At 41.8% G+C, this 24,679-nt stretch carries 19 protein-coding genes and 1 tRNA gene; 12 read left to right on the top strand and 8 right to left on the bottom strand.

The window, feature by feature from the left end; translation table 11 throughout:
* Both uvrA and ACKPQ4_RS03315 read right to left on the bottom strand, forming a co-directional pair.
* A partial coding sequence (gene uvrA / locus ACKPQ4_RS03320) for an excinuclease ABC subunit UvrA (protein WP_407679789.1) occupies positions 1 to 4,190 on the bottom strand: 4,190 nt, incomplete at its 3' end.
* A gap of 49 nt (positions 4,191 to 4,239) precedes the next feature.
* Positions 4,240 to 4,316, bottom strand: a tRNA-Glu gene (locus tag ACKPQ4_RS03315).
* 116 nt (positions 4,317 to 4,432) lie between these two features.
* Between ACKPQ4_RS03315 and rpmH the strand changes: the two genes are divergently transcribed.
* Genes rpmH through metX form a run of 5 tightly spaced genes read left to right on the top strand, consistent with a single transcriptional unit; the run spans position 4,433 to position 9,697 of the window.
* The gene (gene rpmH / locus ACKPQ4_RS03310) at positions 4,433 to 4,588 is read left to right on the top strand and encodes a 50S ribosomal protein L34 (RefSeq protein WP_407679788.1); all 156 of its coding nucleotides are present in this window, start codon (positions 4,433 to 4,435) and stop codon (positions 4,586 to 4,588) included.
* 26 nt (positions 4,589 to 4,614) lie between these two features.
* Positions 4,615 to 4,962 (top strand): ribonuclease P protein component, encoded by a 348-nt coding sequence (gene rnpA, locus ACKPQ4_RS03305; protein ID WP_407679787.1) that lies wholly within the window; start codon positions 4,615 to 4,617, stop codon positions 4,960 to 4,962.
* On the top strand, positions 4,959 to 7,046 hold the full coding sequence (locus tag ACKPQ4_RS03300; protein ID WP_407679786.1) for a YidC/Oxa1 family insertase periplasmic-domain containing protein: 2,088 nt from the start codon (positions 4,959 to 4,961) through the stop codon (positions 7,044 to 7,046). Before rnpA ends, ACKPQ4_RS03300 begins: the two co-directional genes overlap by 4 nt.
* Before the next feature lie 36 nt (positions 7,047 to 7,082).
* A complete protein-coding gene (locus ACKPQ4_RS03295; protein WP_407679785.1) occupies positions 7,083 to 7,835 on the top strand; it encodes a YebC/PmpR family DNA-binding transcriptional regulator in 753 nt (250 codons plus the stop codon).
* Positions 7,836 to 7,885: 50 nt separating this feature from the next.
* Positions 7,886 to 9,697 (top strand): homoserine O-acetyltransferase MetX, encoded by a 1,812-nt coding sequence (gene metX / locus ACKPQ4_RS03290; protein ID WP_407679784.1) that lies wholly within the window; start codon positions 7,886 to 7,888, stop codon positions 9,695 to 9,697.
* A 3-nt stretch (positions 9,698 to 9,700) separates the two neighbouring features.
* On the opposite strand, the gene ACKPQ4_RS03285 is transcribed toward metX, so the two are convergent.
* Entirely contained in the window at positions 9,701 to 10,588 is an 888-nt protein-coding gene (locus tag ACKPQ4_RS03285; RefSeq protein ID WP_407679783.1) for a rhomboid family intramembrane serine protease, read from the bottom strand.
* A 61-nt stretch (positions 10,589 to 10,649) separates the two neighbouring features.
* Entirely contained in the window at positions 10,650 to 11,543 is an 894-nt protein-coding gene (locus ACKPQ4_RS03280; RefSeq protein WP_407679782.1) for a tetratricopeptide repeat protein, read from the bottom strand.
* A gap of 335 nt (positions 11,544 to 11,878) precedes the next feature.
* Here ACKPQ4_RS03280 and ACKPQ4_RS03275 point away from each other — a divergent pair, with 335 nt between their 5' ends.
* From ACKPQ4_RS03275 to ACKPQ4_RS03250, 6 genes are all read left to right on the top strand, one after another.
* Positions 11,879 to 13,000: a tetratricopeptide repeat protein gene (locus ACKPQ4_RS03275; RefSeq protein ID WP_407679781.1), complete on the top strand. Its 1,122-nt coding sequence runs from the start codon at positions 11,879 to 11,881 to the stop codon at positions 12,998 to 13,000.
* Positions 13,001 to 13,049: 49 nt separating this feature from the next.
* Positions 13,050 to 15,548: an ATP-dependent helicase C-terminal domain-containing protein gene (locus tag ACKPQ4_RS03270; RefSeq protein WP_407679780.1), complete on the top strand. Its 2,499-nt coding sequence runs from the start codon at positions 13,050 to 13,052 to the stop codon at positions 15,546 to 15,548.
* Positions 15,539 to 15,982 carry a YraN family protein gene (locus ACKPQ4_RS03265; protein ID WP_407679779.1) on the top strand — a complete coding sequence of 148 codons (444 nt, stop codon included), beginning with the start codon at positions 15,539 to 15,541 and terminating at the stop codon, positions 15,980 to 15,982. Before ACKPQ4_RS03270 ends, ACKPQ4_RS03265 begins: the two co-directional genes overlap by 10 nt.
* Positions 15,983 to 16,012: 30 nt before the next feature.
* Entirely contained in the window at positions 16,013 to 17,527 is a 1,515-nt protein-coding gene (gene zwf / locus ACKPQ4_RS03260; protein WP_407679778.1) for a glucose-6-phosphate dehydrogenase, read from the top strand.
* The gene (gene msrA / locus ACKPQ4_RS03255; RefSeq protein WP_407679777.1) at positions 17,524 to 18,156 is read left to right on the top strand and encodes a peptide-methionine (S)-S-oxide reductase MsrA; all 633 of its coding nucleotides are present in this window, start codon (positions 17,524 to 17,526) and stop codon (positions 18,154 to 18,156) included. The genes zwf and msrA overlap by 4 nt, the downstream gene beginning before the upstream one ends.
* A gap of 253 nt (positions 18,157 to 18,409) precedes the next feature.
* Positions 18,410 to 19,192, top strand: coding sequence for an AraC family transcriptional regulator (locus ACKPQ4_RS03250; protein ID WP_407679776.1), 783 nt, complete (start codon positions 18,410 to 18,412; stop codon positions 19,190 to 19,192).
* Between the two features lie 3 nt (positions 19,193 to 19,195).
* Here ACKPQ4_RS03250 and ACKPQ4_RS03245 read toward each other — a convergent pair whose 3' ends face one another.
* The 4 genes from ACKPQ4_RS03245 to ACKPQ4_RS03230 all read right to left on the bottom strand — a co-directional run bounded on the left by ACKPQ4_RS03245 (position 19,196) and on the right by ACKPQ4_RS03230 (position 22,615).
* Positions 19,196 to 20,323: a PulJ/GspJ family protein gene (locus tag ACKPQ4_RS03245; protein WP_407679775.1), complete on the bottom strand. Its 1,128-nt coding sequence runs from the start codon at positions 20,321 to 20,323 to the stop codon at positions 19,196 to 19,198.
* A gap of 64 nt (positions 20,324 to 20,387) precedes the next feature.
* Positions 20,388 to 21,284 carry an archaetidylserine decarboxylase gene (gene asd, locus ACKPQ4_RS03240; RefSeq protein WP_407679774.1) on the bottom strand — a complete coding sequence of 299 codons (897 nt, stop codon included), beginning with the start codon at positions 21,282 to 21,284 and terminating at the stop codon, positions 20,388 to 20,390.
* 46 nt (positions 21,285 to 21,330) lie between these two features.
* Positions 21,331 to 21,561 (bottom strand): 50S ribosomal protein L28, encoded by a 231-nt coding sequence (gene rpmB, locus ACKPQ4_RS03235; RefSeq protein WP_407679773.1) that lies wholly within the window; start codon positions 21,559 to 21,561, stop codon positions 21,331 to 21,333.
* 64 nt (positions 21,562 to 21,625) lie between these two features.
* Positions 21,626 to 22,615 (bottom strand): FAD:protein FMN transferase, encoded by a 990-nt coding sequence (locus ACKPQ4_RS03230; protein WP_407679772.1) that lies wholly within the window; start codon positions 22,613 to 22,615, stop codon positions 21,626 to 21,628.
* Between the two features lie 90 nt (positions 22,616 to 22,705).
* On the opposite strand from ACKPQ4_RS03230, the gene ACKPQ4_RS03225 reads away from it, so the two are divergent.
* Positions 22,706 to 24,445 (top strand): SUMF1/EgtB/PvdO family nonheme iron enzyme, encoded by a 1,740-nt coding sequence (locus tag ACKPQ4_RS03225; RefSeq protein WP_407679771.1) that lies wholly within the window; start codon positions 22,706 to 22,708, stop codon positions 24,443 to 24,445.
* Positions 24,446 to 24,679: the final 234 nt, after the last annotated feature.

The raw sequence follows: 24,679 nt of genomic DNA, 5'->3' as shown, positions 1-24,679 counted from the left end.
ATAGTTTCCAAATCATGCTCGACCACAAGTAGTGAATTCCCCTTGGCTTGGAGTTTGCGCAGAGAATCAATTAATTTCTGATTGTCCGAGGGGTGAAGGCCAATAGATGGCTCATCTAAAACATAAAGGACACCGGAAAGGTTCGAGCCCAATTGGCTAGCAAGGCGAATTCTTTGGGATTCTCCACCGGATAGGGAAGATGTTTCACGGTTAAGGGACAAATAATCCAAACCCACATTACCCATAAAGCATAACCTCTCGAGAACTTCGGGTAAGATTGCTTCTAAAATTGGTAATTTTTCTTTTTGAATTTGGAGGTTTTGAAGGAACCCAGAAATTTCCTCCGGGGTAAGGGCAAGTAGCTTTGGTAAAGAAAGAGATCTTTTATTCTTATCTTGTAAAAATACATTTCGGCCACTTGGATTTAAGCGTTCTCCGAGACAACTAGGACAGGTTTCCCCATTGGTCAGTTTCCACCAATCTCCGTTAGCTGGAAGATCTTCTTTCATCCAGTCGTAAATTCTTCCATATCCATGACAAGATGTACATTGTCCGCGGGGAGAATTCCAGGAAAGTAATGAAGGCTCAAGGTCTGGATAAGCTTCCCCGGTTGAAGGATCTGATTTACGAGTTGAAAACCAACAAATTTCACCATCTGGAAAAAGGAGGAGGCAGCGCCCTTTGCCAATGTTTAAAGCGTAGTCGATCGAAGCGTTTAAAACCGGCCTTGAGGGAGGCTTGACCCAGTGGTTCATTACCACTTCAATGTCGTGCAATCGATACCTGTCAAGGCCCTCAAAGGAATGCGTGGGTAAAATATCTCCATCACAACGAACTTCCATAAACCCTTGCTCCCTTGCCCAGTTAACCAACGGTTTGTGATGGCCCTTGCGATTCACAACGAGGGGGGCAAGCAGACGAACACCGCTGATTTTTTGAATCCGTTTCGCTAAGATTCGGGAAATTTCCTGAGGAGTGGAGGAGACCAAGGGTTTTCCGCTTTGCGGGCTATGTTGTTCTCCTAGGCGAGCGTAGAGAAGTCTTAAGTATTGAGCGATTTCTGTAATGGAACCAACCGTAGATTTTTTGGAACCTCTAGTAACCCTTTGTTCGATGGCTACCGTCGGAGAGATCCCGTTGATTTGATCGACTTTTGGTTTTCCGACTTGTTCGACAAATTGTCGAGCATAGGATGACATAGACTCGAGGAATCGCCGTTGTCCTTCAGCAAAAATTACTTGGAAGGCCAGGGATGATTTTCCAGATCCAGAAGGTCCGGTAACTACGACAAACTGGTTTGAGGGAATTCGTAGGTTTATATTTTTGAGATTGTTTTCTTGAGCCCCGAGTATTTCTAAGTCTTTTTTTCTGCGGTAGTTGCCTTTTTTAAATTGCCCATAGTCAATTTGTTTATCTTTAGGTTGTTTTTCTAAATCTGAGAATAAGCTACTGGTCGCAGTATTTAGAGAGCGGAACGAACGAGGAGACCCTTCAGCGATAATTTTACCTCCTAGTTTTCCTGCTCCTGGTCCAAGTTCTACGATCCAATCAGATTGGCAAAGAACCATGGGATTATGTTCGATAACAAATAGTGAATTGCCCCCCGCCACTGTTTTTTTAAGGCAGTCAATCAAACGCTGAACATCGGAGAGATGAAGGCCAGTGGTAGGTTCATCGATCAGCAAAATTGCAGGCTCCGATTTTTTCCCAAGAGGTCCCATATATTTGGCTAATTTCAATCTTTGCGATTCTCCACCTGAAAGAGTTCCAAGCGGTTGGCCCATCTTAAGGTAGCCCAATCCAAGTTCATGAAGAAGGGACAGTTTTTTGTGGGTCTTTGGAAAATGAGCGAATCTGAGTAACGCATCCTCGATTGTAAGTTCTAAAGCATCGGCAACATTTAATCCGTCCAATTGAATTTCCAAGAGATCATCCTTAAACCGTTTGCCCTGACACAAAGAACAAGGAATTGAAAGGTCGGGTAAGAATTGCATTTCCACATTCTCATAACCTAAGCCCATGCATGAATCGCAACGTCCTTGCCCCGAGTTAAAAGAAAAGTCAGATGCAGAAAAACCAGACATTCTTGCCTGCTCTGTTCGACCAAATGCTTCTTTGATTGGTCCCCAGGCATCAGAGTAAAGTGCAGGGTTTGACCGGGAGGAACGAGCAACGGTTCCTTGGTCAATCATAACCACTTCAGAAAAAGGCAGGTCACTGGTTACCCAACCATTGGGTGAGCCTTGGCTAAGTTCCTGATAAATTAGGTCATGAACAAGGGTAGATTTGCCTGAGCCAGATAAACCAGCGATTGATGTAAATTGGCCAAGAGGTAAATTGGCACTAAAGTTCTTTAAGTTGTGAACATTTGCTTTCCTAACCTTTAGAAATTTAGTGGGCGCCTTGGTTGACTTAATTTGGCTTTGCGGGTGTTTGGTTGACTTCCTAGCGAGCCATTTTCCTGTCTCAGATTTGGCGGAACGCAAGAGTTGGGGGACCGTACCCTCAAAAGTAATATGCCCCCCCGCTGTTCCTGGTTGAGGACCAATTTCAATTACCCGATCAGCTGCTTGAATCACTTGATCATCGTGTTCAACCACGCATACGCAATTTCCACTGGCTGCCAAGTCCCGAAGGATTCCAATCAAACGGCCAACATCTTTATGATGCAGACCGATGGTGGGCTCATCTAAAGCAAAAAGGGTATCCGTCAAACCAGCACCAAGGCAGGCAGTAAGATTAATTCTTTGCGTCTCTCCACCACTTAGGCTTCTGGAAGTACGATCGAGGCTTAAATAATCTAAGCCAACATCTCTCAAGTATCCAAGCCTCGTACAAATGGCCTCGAGGGGTAAGTCAGTCTTTGGCTCATTACTAATAGGCTGAGTTTCCATTAGCGAAAGGAGTTCGGAAACCGGTAAAGAATATAATTCTGGAAGAGAGCGACCTTTCCACTTCCAGAGTTGTGGTTCATATTGAAACCTTGTGCCCTTACATTCAGGACAATTAAAGTACCCTCGATATTTGGATAGAAACACCCGAACATGCATTTTATAGGTCTTTTTTTCCAACCATTTGAAAAAAGAGTTAACTCCATACCAACGTTCATTCCCCTCTTCATACAAGGGATCACCTTTCCAAATAAAATCTTGGCTGTCTTGAGAAAGATCTTTCCATGCCAATTGAGGATTAATATCAAGATCTTTTGTTGCTAGTATGAGGTCTTCAAGGCAGTGACCGTATACTTTACCTTGAAATGGCTTGATCGCACCTTCAGATAAAGAAAGACTTTTGTCGGGAATAACTAGATTTGGATTGATTTCAATTATCCGTCCAAAGCCTTTGCATTTTGGGCAAGCCCCAGCGGGAGAATTAAAAGAAAATGAACCTTGTTCTAGCTTCGCATAGCTTTTTCCAGAAACTCGAGAGCGCAGACCAGTATGAAAAGATGACAAGATTTCTCCGGTTGATGATCTCGCTTCAGCTCTGCCTTTTCCGTGGGAGAGGGCAAGAGATATGGCTTCGGCCATTCGATTTTTACTCCCAGGTTTTATCTTAATTCGATCAACGACAACAAATGCAGAAGTTTGGTCCCAGGTCCCCTCTTGAAGAAGATCCTCTATGCGAGCGTAATCTTTATGTGATAATATTCGTGCATGACCTGCAGAAATTAGGAACTGAAGAAAATCAGTAGTCGGTAAACTGCCCCGCTCTATGGAAAAGCCTACAACAACGTTACGATTATTGAACTGGCTTATACAAGCCTTGGCCTGAGTCGAAGGAGTTTCTTCTTGAATGAGCTTTCCTAGGTCATCGGGGTCATGCAGACGAGCAACTTGCGGAAACCAAACTTTAAAATAGTCGCAGAGTTCAGTCATCGTACCAACGGTTGACCTGGAATTCTTTACAGTATTCTTTTGCTCCACGGCAATGGAAGGACGGGCATTTGCCATGGAGTCAATTTTGGGTCGTGGTAAAGATTCCATGAATTGCCTGACATATGGACTAAATGTTTCCACATACCGTCTTTGTCCCTCTGCGTGAAGAACATCGAAAAGCAGAGTCGATTTTCCTGTTCCGCTTAGACCCGTGATCACGGTTAATTGACCAGGCAACAGATCCAAATTAATGCCTTTTAAATTATTTTCTCGGGCACCGCGTAGTTGAATGGGCAGTGATTGTTTGGGCATCCGTTATTCCTAGGGGAATTGGAGAATCGGACAAGACGCTAATTTTAAATGGCGTCCCGTAGGGGATTCGAACCCCTGTTGCCGGGATGAAAACCCGGTGTCCTGACCTGGCTAGACGAACGGGACGAACTCACATATCCTGTTTAAAACTTTCTTTTTCGCAAGTCGAATCTGTTAGTCTTATTTTCATGACTCTAGAAGTTTGACATTATCCGCTCATACTTTACTTTTTGCTCTTTGTCATGAAACCTACCTACAACCCATCTAAACTGCGCAGAGCCCGAAAGTTTGGCTTTCGCAAGCGCAATCAAACGAGTGCCGGACGCAAGGTGCTTCAAAATCGTCGCCGTAAGGGCAGGGCTAAATTAACCGCCTCTGTTCTTCCTCGGTTTCGTTAGTCATTTCTGGTCTATCCTTAAACTGCGTGAACAGAGGTCTTTCACGCAAGGAAAGGTTGCGTAAAACCTATGAGTTCTTGCAGGTCAAATCAAATGGCGTTTCGATTAGGCAAGCCCCATTTTGGATCCAAGCCCATGAGAATTTTAGTGGCCCTTCCAAGCTAGGAGTTATTGCCACCAAACGATTGGGGAACGCGGTGGCCAGAAATCAGGCAAAAAGACTAATTCGCGAATTGTTCCGCAAACATAAACACAATTTGCCATTTACTATGCACTTGGTTGTGTTGCCAAGGCGCTCAATCTTTCAAACGCCATTTACTAACTTAGAAACCTTATTCATTGATGCTCTTAATAAAGCGTCTAACCGATTATGAAAAATTATTTACTGGGAGCTGGATTTCTCGTTCTTGCTTTTTATTTGATGTGGCAACAAGGAGCCGAACAGATTGAATACTCTGACCGTCTTTTAGATAAAGAAGTAAATGAGCAAACTCAAAGAGTTGAAGTTATTGAGGCTAACTCTTCTCTTTATTCAATAGCCCCAGGCTTAGAACCGCGTAATGTAAGTTCCGAAGGCTCGACTCAATTTGCTTCAGTCGTACAACTTGGGGAGGAGAAGCTAACGGATGGATTAAGCACAGATCTTTCTTCGATTACCTTTTCCAATCACACTGGAGCAATCCGATCGGTTCAGCTTCATCAATCGGAAAGATTGAATAAGGCTTATGATATAGATCATTCCGAACAGCCTTTCTTAGGGATTGCTTTTGAAGATGAATCCGGAGTTCTTTTATCAGAAGCATTGCCGAATCCTCGAGATTTTCGCTTGATAGAAAGTTCTCCCAGTCGGGTGGTCTATCGCTGGGAATCTCCTGGGAATCTGAGCATTGATCGAATTTATGAACGCTCAGAGGTAGATGGATATGGTCTTATCCATAAAACCGTTTTTCGTAGTTTGAGAGACTCTCCTATGGTAATTGATCGAGTACGAATGTATCTGGGCTCAAGTTTTCAAATTCCCCGTATGTACAATCCTTTTGACCAGGCATCCACTTATTTAAGTGTGGGCTATTATAATGAAGGTGCTCCATTGCCTGAGGGTTGTTCCTGTGCCACTTGCAGCGGAAGAATCGATGGTGAAAGAGAAGAATTCTTTCAGTTAAATGAAATGGGACCGAGTGGAAAGATTGAACCAAGGAGATTGTCTAAGGCTAAATGGGCATGCGTGAACAATCAATTTTTCGTGAATCTTTTACGACCAGAGTCTGAACTTAATGACTTCCGAGTTTGGGGTGAATCCGTACAATCCTCTACTGACGAGAGTGGAAATGAAATTCTCGGAATTAGCGGGGCAGTTTCTTTCCCATTGGGAATTTTTAAGCCGAAGCAAAGCAAGGAATTCTCTTTCAATATATATGCTGGTCCCAAAGATTACATTGAACTCTCCAAGCTCGCGCACGAACAGAAGAAAGTCATGCAATTTGGGGTCTTTTGGTGGATTTCAGAGCCCTTTAGTTGGGCCTTGAATAAATTAAGTTCTATTCTTGGTAGTTATGGTTTGGGCATAATAGTACTCACGGTACTGGTAAAGCTCATCCTTTGGCCCCTCACTGCTCAAGCTACTCGCTCACAAAAGAAAATGCAGGCCTTACAAGGACCGCTGGCCAAGCTTCGAGAAAAACACAAGGGTAGTCCCCAGAAACTCAATCAGGAAATGATGAAGTTTTACAAGGAGCACAAGGTTAACCCTTTTGCTGGCTGTTGGCCTATTCTTGTACAAATCCCTATTTTTCTTGGAATGTTTTGGATGTTGAGGTCCGCGGCAGAATTGTACGGTCAGGAATTTTTATGGGCGATGGACTTATCCGAGCAGGATAGTGTAGCTATGCTTTACGGATTTTCCTTAAATGTATTACCCATTTTCATGGTTCTTACGCAGTGGTATCAAATGAGGCTCAATCCAATGCAATTAGGACCAGAAATGAGCGAGGCTCAAAGAATAAATGCAAAAATGATGCGCTTTATGCCCTTCATGTTTTTGGTTTTCCTTTACTTTTTCTCATCTGCTCTTGTTCTTTACTGGACTGTGCAAAACATTATGACCATTTTACAGACGCTTTTGACCAAAAATGTAACTTTACCCAATTTGACTGAAAAGGACGAAAAAGGTCGGGAAAAAAGTTTTGATCGAAAATCAATAAGAGAAGTCCAAGACATTGAGTATGAAGAGGAATCAGACGAGGAAGAAAGAAAGTTGCGAAACCTGCTTGGCTTAAAGGCAAAAGGGAAGATTGATCTCAAACTTTTGGAAAGCAGGTATAAGGAAAGAATGAACAACTATACTTCAAAACGCCTGGAAAATATGTCGGAACAAAAAAGGACTTCAGCCGAAGAAAAGCGTGACAAAATCACTGAGGCATATGAAACTTTGAGGAAAATGGATAACAAGCAATCTTGACAACCCCTACCCTCTTTTAGTTCGATTTAAATATTCATGTCTGGGCATAGTAAATGGGCTACCACTAAGAGGCACAAAGCTGCCATTGATGCCAAGCGTGGTAAAATCTTTAGTGTAATCAGTAAAGAAATATCCTTGGCCACTCGGGACGGAGGCAAAGATGCAGAGTTTAATCCCCGGCTTCGTACCCTTATCCTAAAAGCCAAGCAGGCTAACATGCCTTCCGATAACATTGATCGGGCTGTTAAAAAAGGAGCGGGCGAACTGGGCGGCGTGATCTATGAAGAACTGCTTTACGAGGGATATGGACCGGGAGGAGTAGGTTTGATTGTCGAAGTTACCACCGATAATAAAAATAGGTCGGCTTCTGATGTAAGGAGTACTTTTTCAAAGAGAGGTGGAAACTTGGCAGGAGTGGGTGCATTGGCTTTCAATTTTAAGAGGAAAGGTCAGTTCCTGTTGGCCTTGGATAAAATGCCAGAAGATGATTTGACTGAATTAGCTTTAGATAACGAAGCGGAGGATGTTTTGGTGGAAGATGATCATTATGAGGTAGTTTGTGAAACTGCGGATTTTGATCGGTTAGCTGAGGCTTTTGAGAAAAAAGGAATAGAGCCGGATTCCTCGGAATTAGCTTACCTCCCCAATATTTTGGTGCCAATAGAAGATGAAGATACAGCACGTAAGGTTATGAATTTGATCGAGGCGTTGGAAGAACTCGAAGATGTTAAAGCGGTTCACGGAAATTATGACATGGACAAGCCTTTGCTCGAAAAGATTTCTTTGTAATATCTTCTTTTCATGCCTTTGCGGGTTAATCATTAGCCAAACCCAATTCTATGCCCCACTCTGATCAAACTGACTTTTCGAACCAGTCAAATGAAGTTGGCTTGGTTCATGAGGAATCTTTTGTGTGCGAGGACCGCTTTGAGCTTTCCAATGGTCAGTTTTTAGAGGGTTATGAATTAAGGTACGAGTGCTACGGAGAGCTTAATTCTGCAAAAGACAATGCGGTCTATATCTGCCATGCCTTAACAGGCGACCATCATGTTGCAGGAATTTACAGTGAAGAAGACGATAAGCCGGGTTGGTGGAACCATGTTGTGGGGCCAGGAAAGCCAGTTGATACAAATCGTTTCTTTGTAGTTTCTTCGAATTGTCTTGGTGGGTGCAGGGGATCCACTGGGCCTTCGAGTATGCGAGCAGATGGGAGTGGGGAAGCTTACGGATCGTCCTTCCCTGATCTTTCTATCCGAGACATGATTCATGCACAGCGTGCGTTGATTGATCATCTGGGGATAAGAGCTTTGCATGCGGTGGTTGGTGGAAGCATGGGCGGAATGCAGGCCTTGCAATGGATTGTGGAGTATCCGGGGTTTGCTAAAAATGCCATCATCATAGCGGCCACTGCCCAGCACAGTGTACAAACCATAGCTTTTAACGAAGCAGGTCGTCGTTCCATTCGAGGTGATAACGGTTGGCAAGGTGGGGATTATCACGAACATACCAGCCCTGACCAGGGTTTATCGGTAGCTAGAATGATGGCTCATATCACATATCTTTCCGATATCGGTATGGAGGAAAAATTTGGGGGTGATCGAAGATTAAATCCTAGCGAAGATTTTGAATTTAGTGTTCAGGGTTACCTCGATTATCAGGGTAAAAAGTTTATCGAGCGATTTGACGCCAATTCTTACCTTAAACTTACCGAAGCTTTAGACAGGTTTGATTTAGTGGGTGATCAAGGTTTGGCTAAGGCCGTTTCTGAAGTAAAGACTCGCACTCTGGTCATCGCTTTTTCAAGTGATTGGCTATACACACCTAGGCAAAACAAGCAGATTGTGGATGCTTTACTTCAAGCAGGAAAAGACGCATCCTACTTGGAGATTGATCATTCCCATGGTCACGATTCTTTTCTCATCGACTCTGGTCCCTTTCTTCGAGCACTGGATGTGTTTCTTCAAACCGAGGATTCTTCAAAAACGGAGAACCTTGAAGCTGATGGGTTTAGAAAATTAAAAAATCGATATGAGGTAAAAAAAGAAGCGGATTTTAGAGCGATCGATGATTGGGTGACTCCCCATGATAAAGTACTGGATTTGGGTTGTGGCAGAGGATTACTTCTTGAGCATTTGCGTGAAACCAAAGAGGTTCGAGGATTGGGCGTTGATTGGGAATTAAACAATTCCACTTTCTGTGTAGCCCGGAAAGTTCCTATTTATCAGGAAGAAATTTTATCGGCTTTGACAAAGTTCAATGAAAACTCATTCGATTGGGTAATTTTTTCTCGTATGGTCGAATCCTTGCCTGAACCAGGCAGAATTCTCAAGCAAGCACTTAGGGTTGGACGTAAAGTAGCGGTAAGTTTTGTTAACCATGGCTACTGGAGAAACCGTTGGAATTTCCTGTTGCATGGAAAACGGGTGTGTAACGATGTTTACCCACATCAATGGGAGAGTAGTCACTTAAGTAATCATTTTTCTATTCGAGAGTTCGAAGATTTTTGTTTTCGTCTGCAAGCAGAAGGAATGAAGGTAAGATTGGGACGAAGAATGTTTTATCGAGGCGATTGGGTAAAGTCCTGTTCTGCTTTCCCTAATTTTCGGGCAGGACTAGCCATTTATGAAATAGTAAAGGAAGGTATGGACTAGGGGCTATTTACGTCCTTGGTTCCAGCGGTATGCAGAACCATACCCCCACGCTAAACCAACCGCCAATCCACCCGCATGTGCCCAATTGGCAATACCGCCAAAAACACCGGTAAAACAGATTAGAAAAAAGCCAAACATAATCATGGCTACCATCGGATCCAGCCTAAATCCGTCTGCCGGGTCTAACCGTGTTTTCACCCAGACATATCCAAATAATCCATATACGACTCCAGACATTCCGCCAAAGGCTGGTCCGGTAAGGGTAAACTGGGTTAGGTTGGACACCAATGCAATCAAGAGTATGAAAGAAATGAAAAACTTAGGTCCTTTTCTTTTTTCGATTTGTCCACCAAGGTCGTGGAGCCAAAACATGTTAAACAATATATGCAAAAAGTTAAAATGAAGGAATATAGGAGTAAATACGCGCCAGATTTCTCCATTAAGAAATTCGGATAATTGACCATCAACCTTCTCTGAAATAAAGAAACCGCCAACTAGTTCGGTGTTCTTACCCATACCTGAAAGTAGAAAGACCGCAACGCAGGTTATAATGAGCGAAAGGGTCATGGTACCTGCTGAGCGCTCAGTTCTCTGCCATTTATCTCGAAGGTTAAATTCCCTGAAACCACGATTCCTGGAAGGATTTTTTGTCTTTGCGTCCTTTTCTATTTGGGACGAAACCTCATATTTTTGGTCTTCTGGGTCGGCTTGAAATTCGCTCAAAAAAGAAAAAGCCGAATCCACTTGGTCCTCTTCCGCTATCCAAACTTCCCAGTTTACCTCTTTAGGGGAATCCGCTTTTTCAAGGGACGATTCTATGCCCTGTTTTTTGATATAACTCCAAAAACGAAGGGCGTGCTTTTCCGTGTTAAAACTTCCAATAAGTCGCATGCAATCTTGTTTTATTGGAATCGATCAAGATTACGAGTTATTTGCTTCCGAATGTTAAAACTTAAGGTTCGATTGAATGGTCTGAACCTTGGTTGCGAAAAGACATTTCCAATGATAGTTCTCCATTTGAAAGAAATTTTGCTATTCTTACATCACGCCTAAAATCTTCAAGCATACGGTCTTCAAGGAGTTGTTTTGTAATTCGTTTAATATTTTCAAGGAGTGGATCAGTGACGAATGGTACAGTTTTTAGGTAACCTGATTTTAATGTTGGAGGGTGTTGGTTTTCTTTCGTATCAAATTTATGCTTATCGACATCTGAAGGTGGTAATTTCTTTTTAATCAAAGCTTTTTTTAATAAATCCGTCCTTTGCCTAATCACGCTAGCAGACTTAACTGAGTTTAAAAGGGTGATGGCTTCATCCTGTCTTTTTAAATCAATTAAAACTCTAGCTTTTCCTAATTTTAAGTAATCAATTTCAATCTCACTTCTCTTGCCAAATTCTTTTATTAGAATGTTCCAGGCGATCAACGCGTCGTCCTTATTAGAAGAGTTAAAGTCAAAAAAGCTTTGTGCATATCTTAATTGATAATCGAAGTTGGCCGGTTGCAATCGTGCAGCTTCTTTAAAACTTTCATGCATTAGAAGACCCATCTTTTCACCTTTATTTAACTTGGTTAAATGTTCTTCAAAAAGAAAAACAAAATTACCTAGGTTGTAGTGATAAAAAGGTTCATTGGGGTCTAGTCGCGTTGCCATTAAGAAAAATGGGAATGCTTCCATAGGTTGATTATTTTCAACCAAGTAATTTCCTAACTCTTGCTTAACCACGGCGATGTTAGGGTTCGCTTGATCGGCTCTTAAAAAAAGAGCCAGGGCATCTTCGTTCTGCCCTGTCTTTCTGAGGAACTTACCAAACAAAATAAGGGCATTGGTGTTATTTGAATTTTCCAAAAGATAGGATTCATAAAGGTTTACAATCTCTTGAGCTTGCCTGGTTAGTTCTTTTTCGGTCCAACTACTGCCCTCTTTGAACAATCGATTCTGATGGTCAACGATTTTAGAAAGCTCCAAATCAGATAGACTCGTGGGATTTGCTAATATTTTCTGTTCTAAATGATGAATGAAAAAAATAAGCAAAATTAGTAGTCTGTAAGAACAAGCAGGCATTTTTACCTTATCTTTCCCATTGTGGGAAGTCTTTCAAGCTTGGAACATATGTTCCTAAGACTTAATCATGTATAAAGATGGATCCTAAAAGCACCTTTATATTCCTATTTTCCTTATTCTTGTATCTGAGCTCTGCCAGCTGGGCAAAAGATATCTGGGATTCATCCCTTTCATATGGACAAGTAGTGGCCAAAGCAAAAGATGGATCTCCTTATCATATGGGACTTCTGGGGATTTATTTGAGGTCCGGTGAAGCGGGTTGCTTGGTAAATGTGGATGCGTCTAGACAATGGTCCGAAGCAGCTTTAAAAAAAGGGCATCCTTTCGGGTCTTATAATTTAGCTAACCTTGCTATGTTAAAAGGAGATTTTTCTGAGGCAACCAGGCTTTATCAAGATGCAGCCCTGCTTCTTCAAAGAAGAGCATCAGATGGAGACGCCGTTGCTATGTACTGTATGGGGGAGATTGATTTTCAAGTTCTTCCCACTAATGTACCCCGAGCTTTAGACCTCTTTCAAAAGTCCGCTGATGCAGGTTACCCTCAGGCACAGGCTACCATAGGAGCTCTTTATTTGAAGGGTTTGCCTGGTCTGTTGGATAGAAATCCTGAAAAAGGGGTTGATCTTCTCTCAAAAGCTGTTCGAGCCAAATCTTTGACTGCAAGATTTAATCTTGGTATGGCTTATTATAACGGAGATGGAGTACCTCAAGATCCTAGCAAGGCTGCCCAGTGGTTGCAGGTTGCAGAGAAGCAAAACTTTGTCGAAGCCCAGTATGTCTTAGGGATGCTGTTGGCTGAAGGTGAAGAAGGCTTGCCTAAAAATCTTAGTCAAGGCGTTCGTTTGCTAAACAAGGCTGATAAGCAGGGTCATAAACTTGCTCGGGCTTATTTAGAAAAAATGGACCTTAAGCCAGGGACGATTTCTAATAAAGTTCTTCAAACTACCACTTCAAATTTTTCTAATATGACGAGTAGTGAAGATGAGAAAATTTTGCATGAAGCTAGAAAGTATTACACTGGAATTGGAAGGCCTAAGAATTATGAAAAGGCCTATTCTATGCTATTGCCCCTGGCCAAGGGAGGTTATCCAGAAGCAGCTCGTTTAGTTGGTTTGATGAAATTATCGGGAAAAGGAACAGAAAAAAATCCAAAGGATGCTAAGCAGTGGCTATCCGTAGCCGCACAAAAAGGAGATGGGGTGGCTCGAAGAATGTTAGAACAATACAAGAGCCTTTTTTGACCCTTTTCTTTGGGGTTGAAAAAATTCAAAACTCGTAGAGCGTTTTTCTGTGGATGCGTTCAGTGAATTACCTGTTTTTCAAGAATTTGAAAAATTTAAGCAAAAATGGGAAACTAATTCCCATGTTATTCTGAAATCACCAACTGGGTCGGGTAAATCCATTGCACTTCCTTATTTACTGTCGAAATCTGGCTTGGCTACTGGCAAAATTCTGGTTGTTCAGCCACGAAGAATAGCTGCACGGGTACTTGCAGGTCAAGTTGCCCGTATGGTGGGCTGGTCAATAGGTAAAGAAGTTGGTTATCAAGTTCGCTTTGACAAAAAATACTGTTCAACAACTCAAATCGTTTATGTAACCGATGGTATTGCTTTGGCCAAGCTGTTAGGCGAAGAAAAATTAAATGAATTTGAAGTTCTCATTCTTGACGAATTTCATGAGAGAAGCGCTCAGATTGATCTGTGCTTGGGATTAGCCTTACAATTATGGAAATCATCAAAGCCAGACCTTCGTATTATAGTAACCTCCGCTACTTTAAACCTTTCCGCATTGAACGAATTTATACCTCAATCTGGGTGCTTGGAGTTAAAAGATCGCTCCTATCCGGTCGAAGTCGAATACCAAGTGGTGAAGAAGGAATTGCCCCCTTGGAAGTCGTTGGTTGACCTTTTGCCTAGGCTGTTGAGCAAAATGGATGGCGATATTTTGATTTTCATGGATGGAGCTTATGAAATTTCTAAAACGGTAAGTGCAATCATAACAAGTTCTTGGTCGAGCGGGCTCGAAATAAGGTCCCTATTTGGTGACCTGTCTAGCGAGAAGCAAGATATGGCATTGGCTCCCAGTAAAAAAAGGAAGATTATCGTCAGTACAAATATTGCAGAGACATCCTTAACGATTGAGGGGGTAAGGATTGTTATTGATACAGGAAAAGCTAAAAAAATGCGTTACGATCAGAATCGTGGAATAAACGCTTTATTATCCGAGCCAATTAGCAAAAGCTCTGCCGATCAACGAGCTGGTCGAGCTGGAAGGCTGGGTCCCGGTTATTGTCTTAGATTATGGAGTCATACAGAGCATGAAAAGCGTGTCGAATTTGATCTTCCAGAAATTAATAGAATAGATTTAAGTCAAATTTATTTAAATCTTTTAAGGTTTGATCTCGATCTCGAGCAACTAGATTTGTTTGATTCAGTTGCTCAGTCCGCCCTAAACGATGCGAAGACTAAGTTAAAAGACCTTGGTGCACTTACCGATCAGAATAATTTGACTGAGCACGGAACTCGAATGAGTCGATTACCAGTTCACCCCAATTGGTCGCATGCTTTACTTAAAGCAAAAGAAAAGAATTTGGCCCCAGTGATTGCCTTACTTTTGGCAATGCTTGAGGAACGACCTCCTGTACAATCCGAAGTGCTAAGTGATTTTTATCCTATGCCTAATCCAAGATCCGATGCATATTGTTTACTTCTGGCTTTTGAAGAGGCATCTAGAAGAAAGTTTTCAGTTGAAGATTGTAGAAAACTGGGAATTCATGCCGGAAGGTGTAAAGATTCTGAACTTCTGGCACATTCGCTTTGTAATATGCTTGGGCTTGAATACAAATTGGAAATTCCAAGCTTTGATGAGTTATCCCAAATTCTAATATCCTGTTTCCCTAGAGCTATCGCTCGTCTTGTAAGTGCAGGCAGGCGAATTTACGAGGATGCTCAGGGGCGTCGACTCCATTTAAGCAAGAGATCGGTTCTTGGAAGTGAGCATTTCATTTTACCACTACGGGTAGTTGAGAAAAAAATTAGAGGTTCTTTGGTTCTTGAGATGGAGTGGGCAACAGGACTGAATGAGGATTGGATAAGGAAGTTTATTGGGCCGAAAAAAAATGTGACCACAGAAGTTTACTTGGATTTAAACACTCGAAAAGTGGTAAAAAAAGAAGTCGAGTCTTGGCAAAACCTAATTCTTTCAATTCGTGAGTCTGAGGATGTAAGTAAGGAAGAAAAAACCAAAGCCTATGCCAATGCCTTGTTGTTGGGAGATTTAAAATTAAAAAAATGGGATGTAAGAGTGGATAAGTTGTTAGAACGGCAGAGCTTTCTTGCCCGACATTTTCCTGAACTGGGAATTAAGGAATTTGACGATGGTCTAAAGGTTCTTTTTTTTGAGCAATTGTGTGAATCAGGATCTACCTGGCGTGAGATTCGGAATTTAGATGTATACGATCCTTTACGAAATTGTTTCTCTAAAGAAGAGAACGAACTTTTGGATGAAGCCGTTCCTGAAAAAATTAATTTGGGTACAAAAAATCGTACCTACCCTATTGATTATTCTGATCAAGGAGAAGTTGTGATTCGGGCTATATTGCAAGATTTATATGAAGTAAAAATACACCCTAGGATCGTTTTTGGAAAACATCCACTGGTTATTGAAATTCTTGCTCCTAACCGGCGCCCCGTTCAAAGAACGACAGATCTGCCAAGTTTTTGGGATGGTGCATACCCTATGGTGCGTAAGGAATTAGCCGGACGTTACCCCAAGCATGAATGGCGTTGAAAATAGCTGGACTCTCTAGAACATTGTGTGAGCTTATTTGGTTTTTAGGTGGTTCTTTGCCGCTTAGAAACAATCAAACACGCGGTTGGTATGGGGAGTGGCTGGCTCGAAGATATTTGAAGCGTAAAAAATTGTCCGTTTTGAAAAAAAATTGGCGTAGTCCTCAAGACGCTCGTCGTGAAATTGATCTTGTTTGCCTGGACGGCGAATGCTTGGTGTTTGTGGAAGTGCGGGCACGATCCGCAAGTTCTTTGAATAGCGGATATTATTCAATTAATTATCAAAAAAAAAATACCTTATTACGAGGCTGTTTGGATTTTCTAAATCAAAATAAGGACAGGTATAACACTTATCGATTTGATGTCGTCGAAATTGACTTGGCAGAGTCACATAATAAGTTATTTCACCACGAAAACGTTTCCCTCTTTCCATAATACTCTACTCTTTATATTATAGAAAGTTTTATGAAAAATTCTGGAAAAAGGAGCATTCCTCCAACTGTTATGGTAATTTTTGGTGCATCGGGCGATCTTACTGCTCGCAAACTTGTTCCAGCACTGTTCAATTTATCTTTAGACCATTTACTGCCTGAGAACTTTTTTTTAATTGGTTATGGGCGCAAACATGTTTCCGATGATGACTTTCGGTCTGGGCTTAAAAAATCCTTGTCTGCTTATTCCCGGAGACCTGTAAATAAAGATATTTGGGATAAGTTGGAGCCTGGTGTTTCTTTTCATACTGGAGCCTATGATGATCCATCAAGCTTTGAGGAATTGAAGCTTAAAATTGAAAAGATTGAGGAGATGGTTGGTGGACCGATTCAGTGTATGTTTTATCTATCAACTCCCCCGTCAGGATTTTTACCAATTCTTGAGAATTTGGGCAACAGTGGCTTGGCTAGATTGCATAAAAATACCCCTTCTGCTTCTAAGGTTATCATAGAAAAGCCATTTGGTAGAGATCTGAATAGTGCTCGCGAACTCAACCAAATGATAAATCGTAGGTTTTCAGAGTCACAGGTCTTTCGAATTGACCACTATTTAGGTAAAGAAACCGTACAAAGTTTATTGGTTCAAAGATTTGCTAATAGCATTTTTGAGCCCGTATGGAATCGAAATTATGTGTCCTCTGTTCAAATTACCGTATCAGAAGACCTTGGGGTTGGTTCTCGTGCTGGTTACTATGATCGTAGCGGAGCAATGCGAGATATGATTCAAAATCATGTCATGCAATTGCTCGCCCTGACCACTATGGAACCACCATCGTCCTTGGATCCTGAAGCTATACGGGACGAAAAAGTCAAGGCATTGCAGGCAATTAAGCCATTGAAATTAAACGACCCCCATGCAGAGGTTGTTCGTGGAGTTTATACAGAAGGACTAGTTGGTGGCGAAAAGGCGATTGGTTACCAAAATGAAAATGGTGTCTCCTCTACTTCTTACACTGAAACTTACGCAGGGCTCTGTTTGCAATTGGATAACTGGCGCTGGAAAGGAGTGCCTTTTTACATAAGATCAGGCAAGCGACTAGCTCGTAAAGTAAGTGAAATCGTGGTTCAGTTCACTCGTCCTCCCGCCATTCTTTTTGGCCATGACTCAAGGCAACCTCTTTCTCCCAACCTTCTGACGATTCGTATTCAACCAAATGAAGGAGTAGGTTTAAGTTTAAATTCGAAGACTCCAGGTCTTGAGACTAAGCTTCAACCAGTCAATCTGTCTTTTGGCTATGAAACGACTTTTGGCTCAAATACACCTGAAGCATATGAACGTCTAATTCTTGATGCTTTGGCTGGAGACGGAACGCTTTTTATCCGGGGCGATGAAGCAGAAAACTCGTGGGGGTTACTAACGCCCGTTCTCGATTACTGGCAATCTATGGGCAACCATGGGTTAGAGGAATATGCTGCTGGATCATGGGGTCCTTTGGCAGCCGATAAATTATTACTTCAACGGGGGCATGAATGGATTACAAATAAATGAAAACTTTTATATACCGAGTATTTATTAAAGTCTGGCTATTCTCTGCTGTTGGCTTGGGTTTATTTGCAAAGGTAGATAAGGTTGAGATTGTGAATGATGTCCATCCAGAAACCGTAGACTCAAAAAACCAGTTTGCTTTAATTGGAGGCGGATGTTTTTGGTGTACCGAGGCGGTATTTGAACAGATTGATGGGATTATATCCGTAATCTCTGGATATGCCGGTGGGCAGACTGAAAACCCTACTTACAAAGATATCTGTACCGGGAAAACTGGACATGCTGAGGTCATAAAAATTCATTTCGACCCATCAAAAATTTCATTTACTCAAATTTTAGAAATTTTCGGAAATGCACATGATCCAACGACTCTTAACAGGCAAGGTGCGGATGTAGGTACTCAATATCGTTCGACAATTATGTTTTACAATGAGAAGCAAAAAAAAGAGGCAGAATTATGGAAAGAAAAACTAACAGCTAAGCTTGTTGATGCGGTTGTTACCGAAATTGTTTCTGCTCCTAAATTCTATCCAGCTGAGGATTATCACCAAGATTATTATGCTAAAAATCCAGAACAAGGTTATTGCTCCTTTGTTATTCGCCCAAAACTTAAAAAACTTGGGCTAGAATAAAGATTTGAAATATTTTTAGGGAGTTCAAAGCTCCGCATTGTTTCTTGCGCATTTTTTCAATCAACAATGATGATTCATTATTTTTATGCTCGATATGCATGTCGTGCAAGGAATCTGAATTTCATTAGATTTAATATCAGGTAAAAGCTTAAAAAATAAAAAAAGTGAAGAATGCATAGATGATGCATAAACACTCAATTCTTGGCATTATAAAATCCTTGCCAAAAATATTGTTTGGTAATTATCTAAATTTATGGGTCATGAGAAATTTAATAATTCATCAAAATCTATTCGTCACATAACCGAATGGTTTGAAAAAAATCAATGTAACTCTCTTTGTGTATCTGGTCTTTTTGATGATTTGCCCGGAGTAAGCTTTTTTATTAAAGACCGGGAACACCGACTAGTGATGGTCAATGAAGGTTTTTTACCTAGATTGGGTTTATCTCAGCAAGAATTGTTTGGAAAAACTGATTTTGATTTATTTCCTGCCCGATTAGCGGAGCATTTTAGGAGGGATGACCGAGATATTTTTGAATCGAGAAAACCGAAGTTAAATATTTTGGAATTGGTTTTCAATAGCCAAGGTTTACCTGACTGGTATCTAACTAATAAGTATCCGATTTTTAATGATCGTGCGGATGTTATTGGATTGATGGGAACTGTTCGTCCATACGGTGATGGGGAGAATAAAGAATTGAAATGGGAAAGAGACGACGAAATTGGCCGTGCAGTTAATCATATTCGAAATAATTTTCGTGGTGAAATTTCAATTAGCGACCTAGTGGAGGTATCTGGGATTCCTCATCGAAAACTGCACCGTGGATTTGTCGAGTTGTTCGGCACTGCTCCTATGCAATTCATAACGAGAACACGAATTGAGGCTGCTTGTGATGATTTACTTTCATCCAGTAAGAAATTATCTATTATTGCTGGTGAGAACGGCTTTTACGACCAGAGTTCTTTCACTCAATTATTTAGAAGACAAATGAAAATAACGCCCTTAAAATACAGAAAGCAAAGAGGCTTTATATAAGATTTATATTCCGCTTCCGTAAATTTTTATTCTACGAATGTAAACTTCTGAATGTTTTTCAGCGATTGACCACCAATTGAGATTATCTGTACTTGGAACGGAACCATTTTCAAAAGCTTCCACCAACCTAGCACCTTCCATGGATAGAACCCTAACCATAACATCTACAACATCTGGGAATAGGTAGAAGGTTTTATTGTTTAGAGTTTGATAAGCTTTGTAGGATGTAGCCATAAATTCTTCTGCAAGTAGATTTCCTGGGGAACTTATATCAATGGGAGGAAAAATCTGAACCAAATTTCCCGTACCGAAACTATTTTTTTCTAAATGGTAGGCCCTGATTCCAAAATCTATAATGTTAGAGGCTAGAGAAAAAGATGTTGGTGAATAATCAGTCCCGTCTGTTACAATAGGATTAGTTATGGAGGAAGGAATTCGCGGAGTGCCTAAATCGCTAGGATCAAGAGAGGTCAAGGATGCTGATGAATCGTAACCGCCATCAGGGTGGAGATTGTAGCCAGCTTCAAAGGTGTTTCTTGCGGATACATCAGATCTAAATAGTTGATATTTTGCTCTAGATGATGGAGAGCCAGTCAGTCCGTATCGAATAATTTGATAACCGATAGCACGTGCAGAGCCATGGTTTTTTGCATTTGGGTCTAATTCTGGAGATTGAGAGAAAAAACGTAACCAACAACCCGCAACACCAAAACGGGATTCTAAAAAAGGACCTTGTCCAAGTGCATCAATCTCTGAATCTGTTAATTCTTCACTTGGCCAGTCTGAACCAACTATTCGAAGAGAATCAATCGGGCTTTTAGCATTACTACTAATGGCCGGATTTACCCATGAACCGCTGTTTTCATTATCGTTAAGTAAAGATACAGTCATCCACACATTTCCATCATTCCTGTAGAGGGCGCATTGAAGATCTTCTTGAACCTGATCGAGTACAAATTGCGCAATTTGATTCGTTTCGATTGTGGATGTTGACTTTGACTGAGTCTCGAGAACTTGGGTAGAAATTAAAAGAAGCATACCGGACAGAAGAGCAGTTACCGAGACTGCTACGAGCAATTCGATGACCGTAAAGCCTTTTGTTCGCGTTAATGGAGGAATCGTTTCTTTCATTAAGAGATGAATTTAGTACTAACCTTTAACCAGGGAAGTAAAGAGCCAATTTAATTATCAGCAATTATGCGATATGCCCCATGGCTTCTCCGAACCTAAAGTAAGTTTCATAACCTTTGGCTGATTGTTCCAGAAGTTCCTCACGGAAATTTATTCGATTCTTAGGAAAGATAGTCATGACGCAAGAACCGCCAAAAGAAAAATATCCAAATTCATCTCCTTTTTCGACAAATGAATTTTCATCTGCGGTGATGTGAACAGATCCCACACAAGTTGCTCCGATTAGAAGTTGAACCACTTTTCCTACCTGTTCGTTTTCCACAATTGAGAGGTATCTTTTGTTTTCCCAAAAAATTGAGATTCTCTTTCTAAGAGCGATTGGATTTACGGAGAATAGATTACCGTTGATTAATCTGTTATTACTCACTTTGCCAGGAAGTGAAAAGTGAAATCGATGGTAGTCCACAGGGCATAGGCGACTAATAACCATGGATCCTTCTCTAAAGGTATTTACCAAGTTTTCGGAACCGAGTAATCTAGTAAGATCAAACTCCTGTCCTTTGGCATACACTTGGGAAACTTTTGATAAGTCTGGCAGGACTAAATGCCTACCATCTGCAGGGAAGACCACTGAAGTTTGGGACGGGTGAACTGGTCGAGCTTGAGGTTTTAATTTTCGGAAAAAAAATTCATTAAAGCTTTTGTAGCTGTCGGTGTTCTCTAAAAACTCGTCTGTGTTAAGCTCGTATTTTGTGATGAAAGGACAAATTTTGGAACGGCTTTCAGGGGTATCCATTTTCTTTCCATACCACTTGGAGAACCAAGGTCTTTTAACCATTCCCCACAATCCAATTCTTCCCAAAATGTTTTCGTAAGAAAAACGTAACCATTTTTCCCCGTAGATTTTTTCGGATTCATATACCGAAAGATAGGGGTTCCAAAAGCGTATTTCCGGAATCATTTAGATGTAGAAATAAAGCCCGATCCGGACGGGCCAATCAAAAGTGTTAGGCTTTTTGGATTTTTCCAGCCTTAATTGCTTTAACTGATACCCATTGACGCTTAACTTGACCACTGGGAAGTTTAACACGGATACGTTGTAGATTAGGCCTAAAAGTACGTTTGTTGTTTTTGACCAACTGCAAGCCGATACCGCCAGCTTTCTTACTAACACCTTTATGGATTATACGACCGCCTACTTTAGGGCGCTTACCTGTGATTGCACATATCTTAGACATAATGAAAATAAGGGGATAAGAGCTAAACCATGTCAGAAATTAGCGACCTGACAAGATAAAAGGCTTAAAGGGGTGGCAAGTATTGATGAACTTTGATGGATGAATTGCTCTCGGTAAGATAGTACATCTTGGACACACTCGTTTGTGAAAGGAACATGGTTGCTTTATGAATTCCCAAAACTAAGCAGGTCGATGCTATGGAGTCAGCAATCATGCCAGTTGGAGCCACTACAGTAACTTGAGCACTTCCCTCTAAGCCAACCCCAGTCTTTGGATTAAGTAAGTGAGAATAGCGTGTTCCTCCGATTTCTAAGTTTTGCTCAAGATCGCCCGAGGTGGCCACCGCACAATTTGATAATTCAAGCACTGGAAGTTCCGGATGAGACCTTCCTCCAATTTCTACCCGCCATCCCTTAGATGCTTTCGGGGCATCGCCAATGGTCAAGTCTCCACCAGCATCGATTAAACATTTTGCAAAGCCCTGAGTTTTCATTACATCAAGCATGCGGTCTGCAACATACCCTTTGGCAATACCACCTAAGTCTAGAACCATCCCTGAAACAAGAAGATTTCCAGAAGTATTCAATCTGTTTAAAACTAATTTTTGATAGCCGGTTCGTTGCCGAGTTTCACGAAGCTTACCCACCTTTGGTAATTTTTGTCGAAAGCGGGCAATTCTCCACAAACGAGTGAGCGGGCCTAAAGTTACATCAAATGCTCCATCGCTCATTCGCGAAAGTTCTTGTCCATAATCTAAAACCTTAAAGAGCTCTTCAGATAATTTTACAGATCTACCACCTTCTGAACTTTGCGAAAACAGAGATAGTTCGCTGTTGGCTTCATAGTCGCTGAAAAGCATATTTAGACGAATCCCTTCACGAAAGGCTGAGTCTGTTGCCTTTTTGAGAGCATCTGTCATGGGTGCATCTACGATAATTAGAACCTCAGTGCCCATGATTTTTTTAGAAAAGCGTGCTTTCTGTGTACTCTTCTCGTCTCCAAATCCAACAAGCACATAACTCAATGTTAGCCACAGTCGGAGTAATTTAATCATTTTTAGGTTATTGGAATTTTAGAGAAAGGATGATAAAAGATTGAGATTATTAACAAATATCTCTTAGAAAGGATATTTACCTTTGTATTTATGAAGCTATTCAAACTTACTTGCAAATTCGTACTTGGGGCAATCCTCGCCTCACCTTGGGTTCAAGGAAATTCTTCCGAGATTGATTTTACCCGCGATGTACAACCTATCCTCGAACACAACTGTGTGAGTTGTCACCGCGAAGACAACGCCAAGGGCGATGTGCGATTAGACACAAAAGCCGCTACTCTTGCCGGGGATGATGTTTTGGTGCCTGGGGATCCAGAGGCGAGTTCGCTTTATTGGACAACCACCCTACCCTTGGACGATGAATTAATTATGCCTCCCATTAAAAACGAGGAAAAAGACTATCCTTTGACTGATGCCGAAAAAGCCGTTCTTAAACAGTGGATTGTGGATGGAGCAGAATGGCCCGAAGAAATCGTATTAGAACCGCGTAAGCGTCTACCCAAAACCATTTCATTTGTTGAGCATGTACAGCCTATTTTGGAACTTAATTGTGTGGCTTGCCACTACGAGGGAAAGGTAAAAGCGGACTTGAGACTAGATACTAAGGCTTATGCATTTGCCACTGATTATGTGATTAGTCCGGGTAATGCCCTCGAGAGCGATTTATATGTTCTTTGCACTCTTCCCATGGATGATGAAATGTTCATGCCCCCAGCCCCTGCGGATCCACTTTCCTCAGGTGATTTATATACATTACGCCGGTGGATTGATGAAGGTGCGGATTGGCCCGAGGAAGTCACCTTGGCTCCGAAGAAGAAGTCGCTCACCATCTTGGGGACGATGCCCAAAGATTTGTATCAGGAACTTGGTTTTTCTGAGGGCCCGGTTACGGATGAATTTTCCGAGTACGAGGAGGAGATATCCACCTCCGACCTAGCTTTTGAATTGGTTCCAATCGAGGGTGGAGAATTTACCATGGGTAGTTCGTTGGATGATTCTTCTCGCGGTGAGGATGAGTGGCCCGCCCACCAAGTCGAAGTTTCTGACTTTTGGATGGGTAAGTATGAGCTCACTTGGGATCTTTACGAGTTGTGGATGCTCAATATCGACCGGGATAACCGGGCTTACAAAAAAATGGAGGAAACCAAGGCAGATGCACTGACTGATGCGGTTACCAAGCCGACCGCTCCCTACACTGATATGACTTTTGGAATGGGCAAAAGCGGATTTCCCGCAATCTGCATGACTCAATTATCCGCTAAAATGTATTGTATGTGGCTGAGTGCCCGAACCGGCAGGTTTTATCGTTTGCCCACCGAAGCTGAGTGGGAGTACGCCTGTAAGGCAGGGAGTAACACTGCATACAACTTTGGTGATGATCCCGAATCACTGCCTAATCATTCATGGCACCTAAAAAATAGTTTCTTTCAGTACCAATCAGTTGGGAAAAAGCCTGCCAATGGCTATGGTCTTTTTGATATGCATGGAAATGTTTGGGAATGGACCCTTGATCAATTTGCCCCACCTCCCTCAACATCACCTGCCAATAAAAGGGTAAACCCAATGGTAGTACCCACCTCGCTTTACCCTAGAGTGGTCAAGGGCGGTTCTTGGGATGATGGCCCCCAAAACCATCGTTCCGCTGCCCGTATGGCTTCGGATGAATCATGGAAACAACAGGACCCTCAAATTCCCAAAAGTGTATGGTATCATACCGATGCCCTGTTTGTTGGTTTTCGCGTGGTACGACCAAGAGAGATCCCACCCCTGGAAGATATAGAAAAATACTGGCCATCTGAAGCCGAGATTCTGGCCATCCCTTCACGTTAGCTTTGAGAACTGGCTTATCGAAGGTAGCCAAGGTGGTTAGGGATAAGTCTTTCTGGCCTTCCTGAAAACAAGAAAGCGGATTTAAGTTGCCCGCGACTTGTACCTTGGATCAGTTTAAGGGTTAGGAATGAATCAAGATTTACCCGATCAAAATAACCGGCCAATTGTAGGCTTAAAAAGCAAGGGGTTTGCTTTGGTTATAACCCTGGCACTTGTCAGCTTTGTATTCTTACT

Origin of the sequence: Candidatus Chordibacter forsetii (assembly GCF_964187505.1) — a bacterium.
In the GTDB taxonomy this organism is placed as follows: Bacteria; Verrucomicrobiota; Verrucomicrobiia; order Opitutales; family Seribacteraceae; genus Chordibacter; species Chordibacter forsetii.
This window is presented reverse-complemented; position numbering and strand designations above follow the sequence as displayed.

Coding starts and splice junctions, on each gene's coding strand:
- metX (WP_407679784.1), top strand. CDS start 7,886: ATGCCCCACTCTGATCAAACTGACTTTTCGAACCAGTCAAATGAAGTT.
- ACKPQ4_RS03250 (WP_407679776.1), top strand. CDS start 18,410: ATGGGTCATGAGAAATTTAATAATTCATCAAAATCTATTCGTCACATA.
- ACKPQ4_RS03245 (WP_407679775.1), bottom strand. CDS start 20,323: ATGAAAGAAACGATTCCTCCATTAACGCGAACAAAAGGCTTTACGGTC.
- ACKPQ4_RS03265 (WP_407679779.1), top strand. CDS start 15,539: ATGGCGTTGAAAATAGCTGGACTCTCTAGAACATTGTGTGAGCTTATT.
- rpmH (WP_407679788.1), top strand. CDS start 4,433: ATGAAACCTACCTACAACCCATCTAAACTGCGCAGAGCCCGAAAGTTT.
- rpmB (WP_407679773.1), bottom strand. CDS start 21,561: ATGTCTAAGATATGTGCAATCACAGGTAAGCGCCCTAAAGTAGGCGGT.
- msrA (WP_407679777.1), top strand. CDS start 17,524: ATGAAAACTTTTATATACCGAGTATTTATTAAAGTCTGGCTATTCTCT.
- ACKPQ4_RS03285 (WP_407679783.1), bottom strand. CDS start 10,588: ATGCGACTTATTGGAAGTTTTAACACGGAAAAGCACGCCCTTCGTTTT.
- zwf (WP_407679778.1), top strand. CDS start 16,013: ATGAAAAATTCTGGAAAAAGGAGCATTCCTCCAACTGTTATGGTAATT.
- ACKPQ4_RS03225 (WP_407679771.1), top strand. CDS start 22,706: ATGAAGCTATTCAAACTTACTTGCAAATTCGTACTTGGGGCAATCCTC.
- ACKPQ4_RS03230 (WP_407679772.1), bottom strand. CDS start 22,615: ATGATTAAATTACTCCGACTGTGGCTAACATTGAGTTATGTGCTTGTT.
- asd (WP_407679774.1), bottom strand. CDS start 21,284: ATGATTCCGGAAATACGCTTTTGGAACCCCTATCTTTCGGTATATGAA.
- ACKPQ4_RS03300 (WP_407679786.1), top strand. CDS start 4,959: ATGAAAAATTATTTACTGGGAGCTGGATTTCTCGTTCTTGCTTTTTAT.
- ACKPQ4_RS03295 (WP_407679785.1), top strand. CDS start 7,083: ATGTCTGGGCATAGTAAATGGGCTACCACTAAGAGGCACAAAGCTGCC.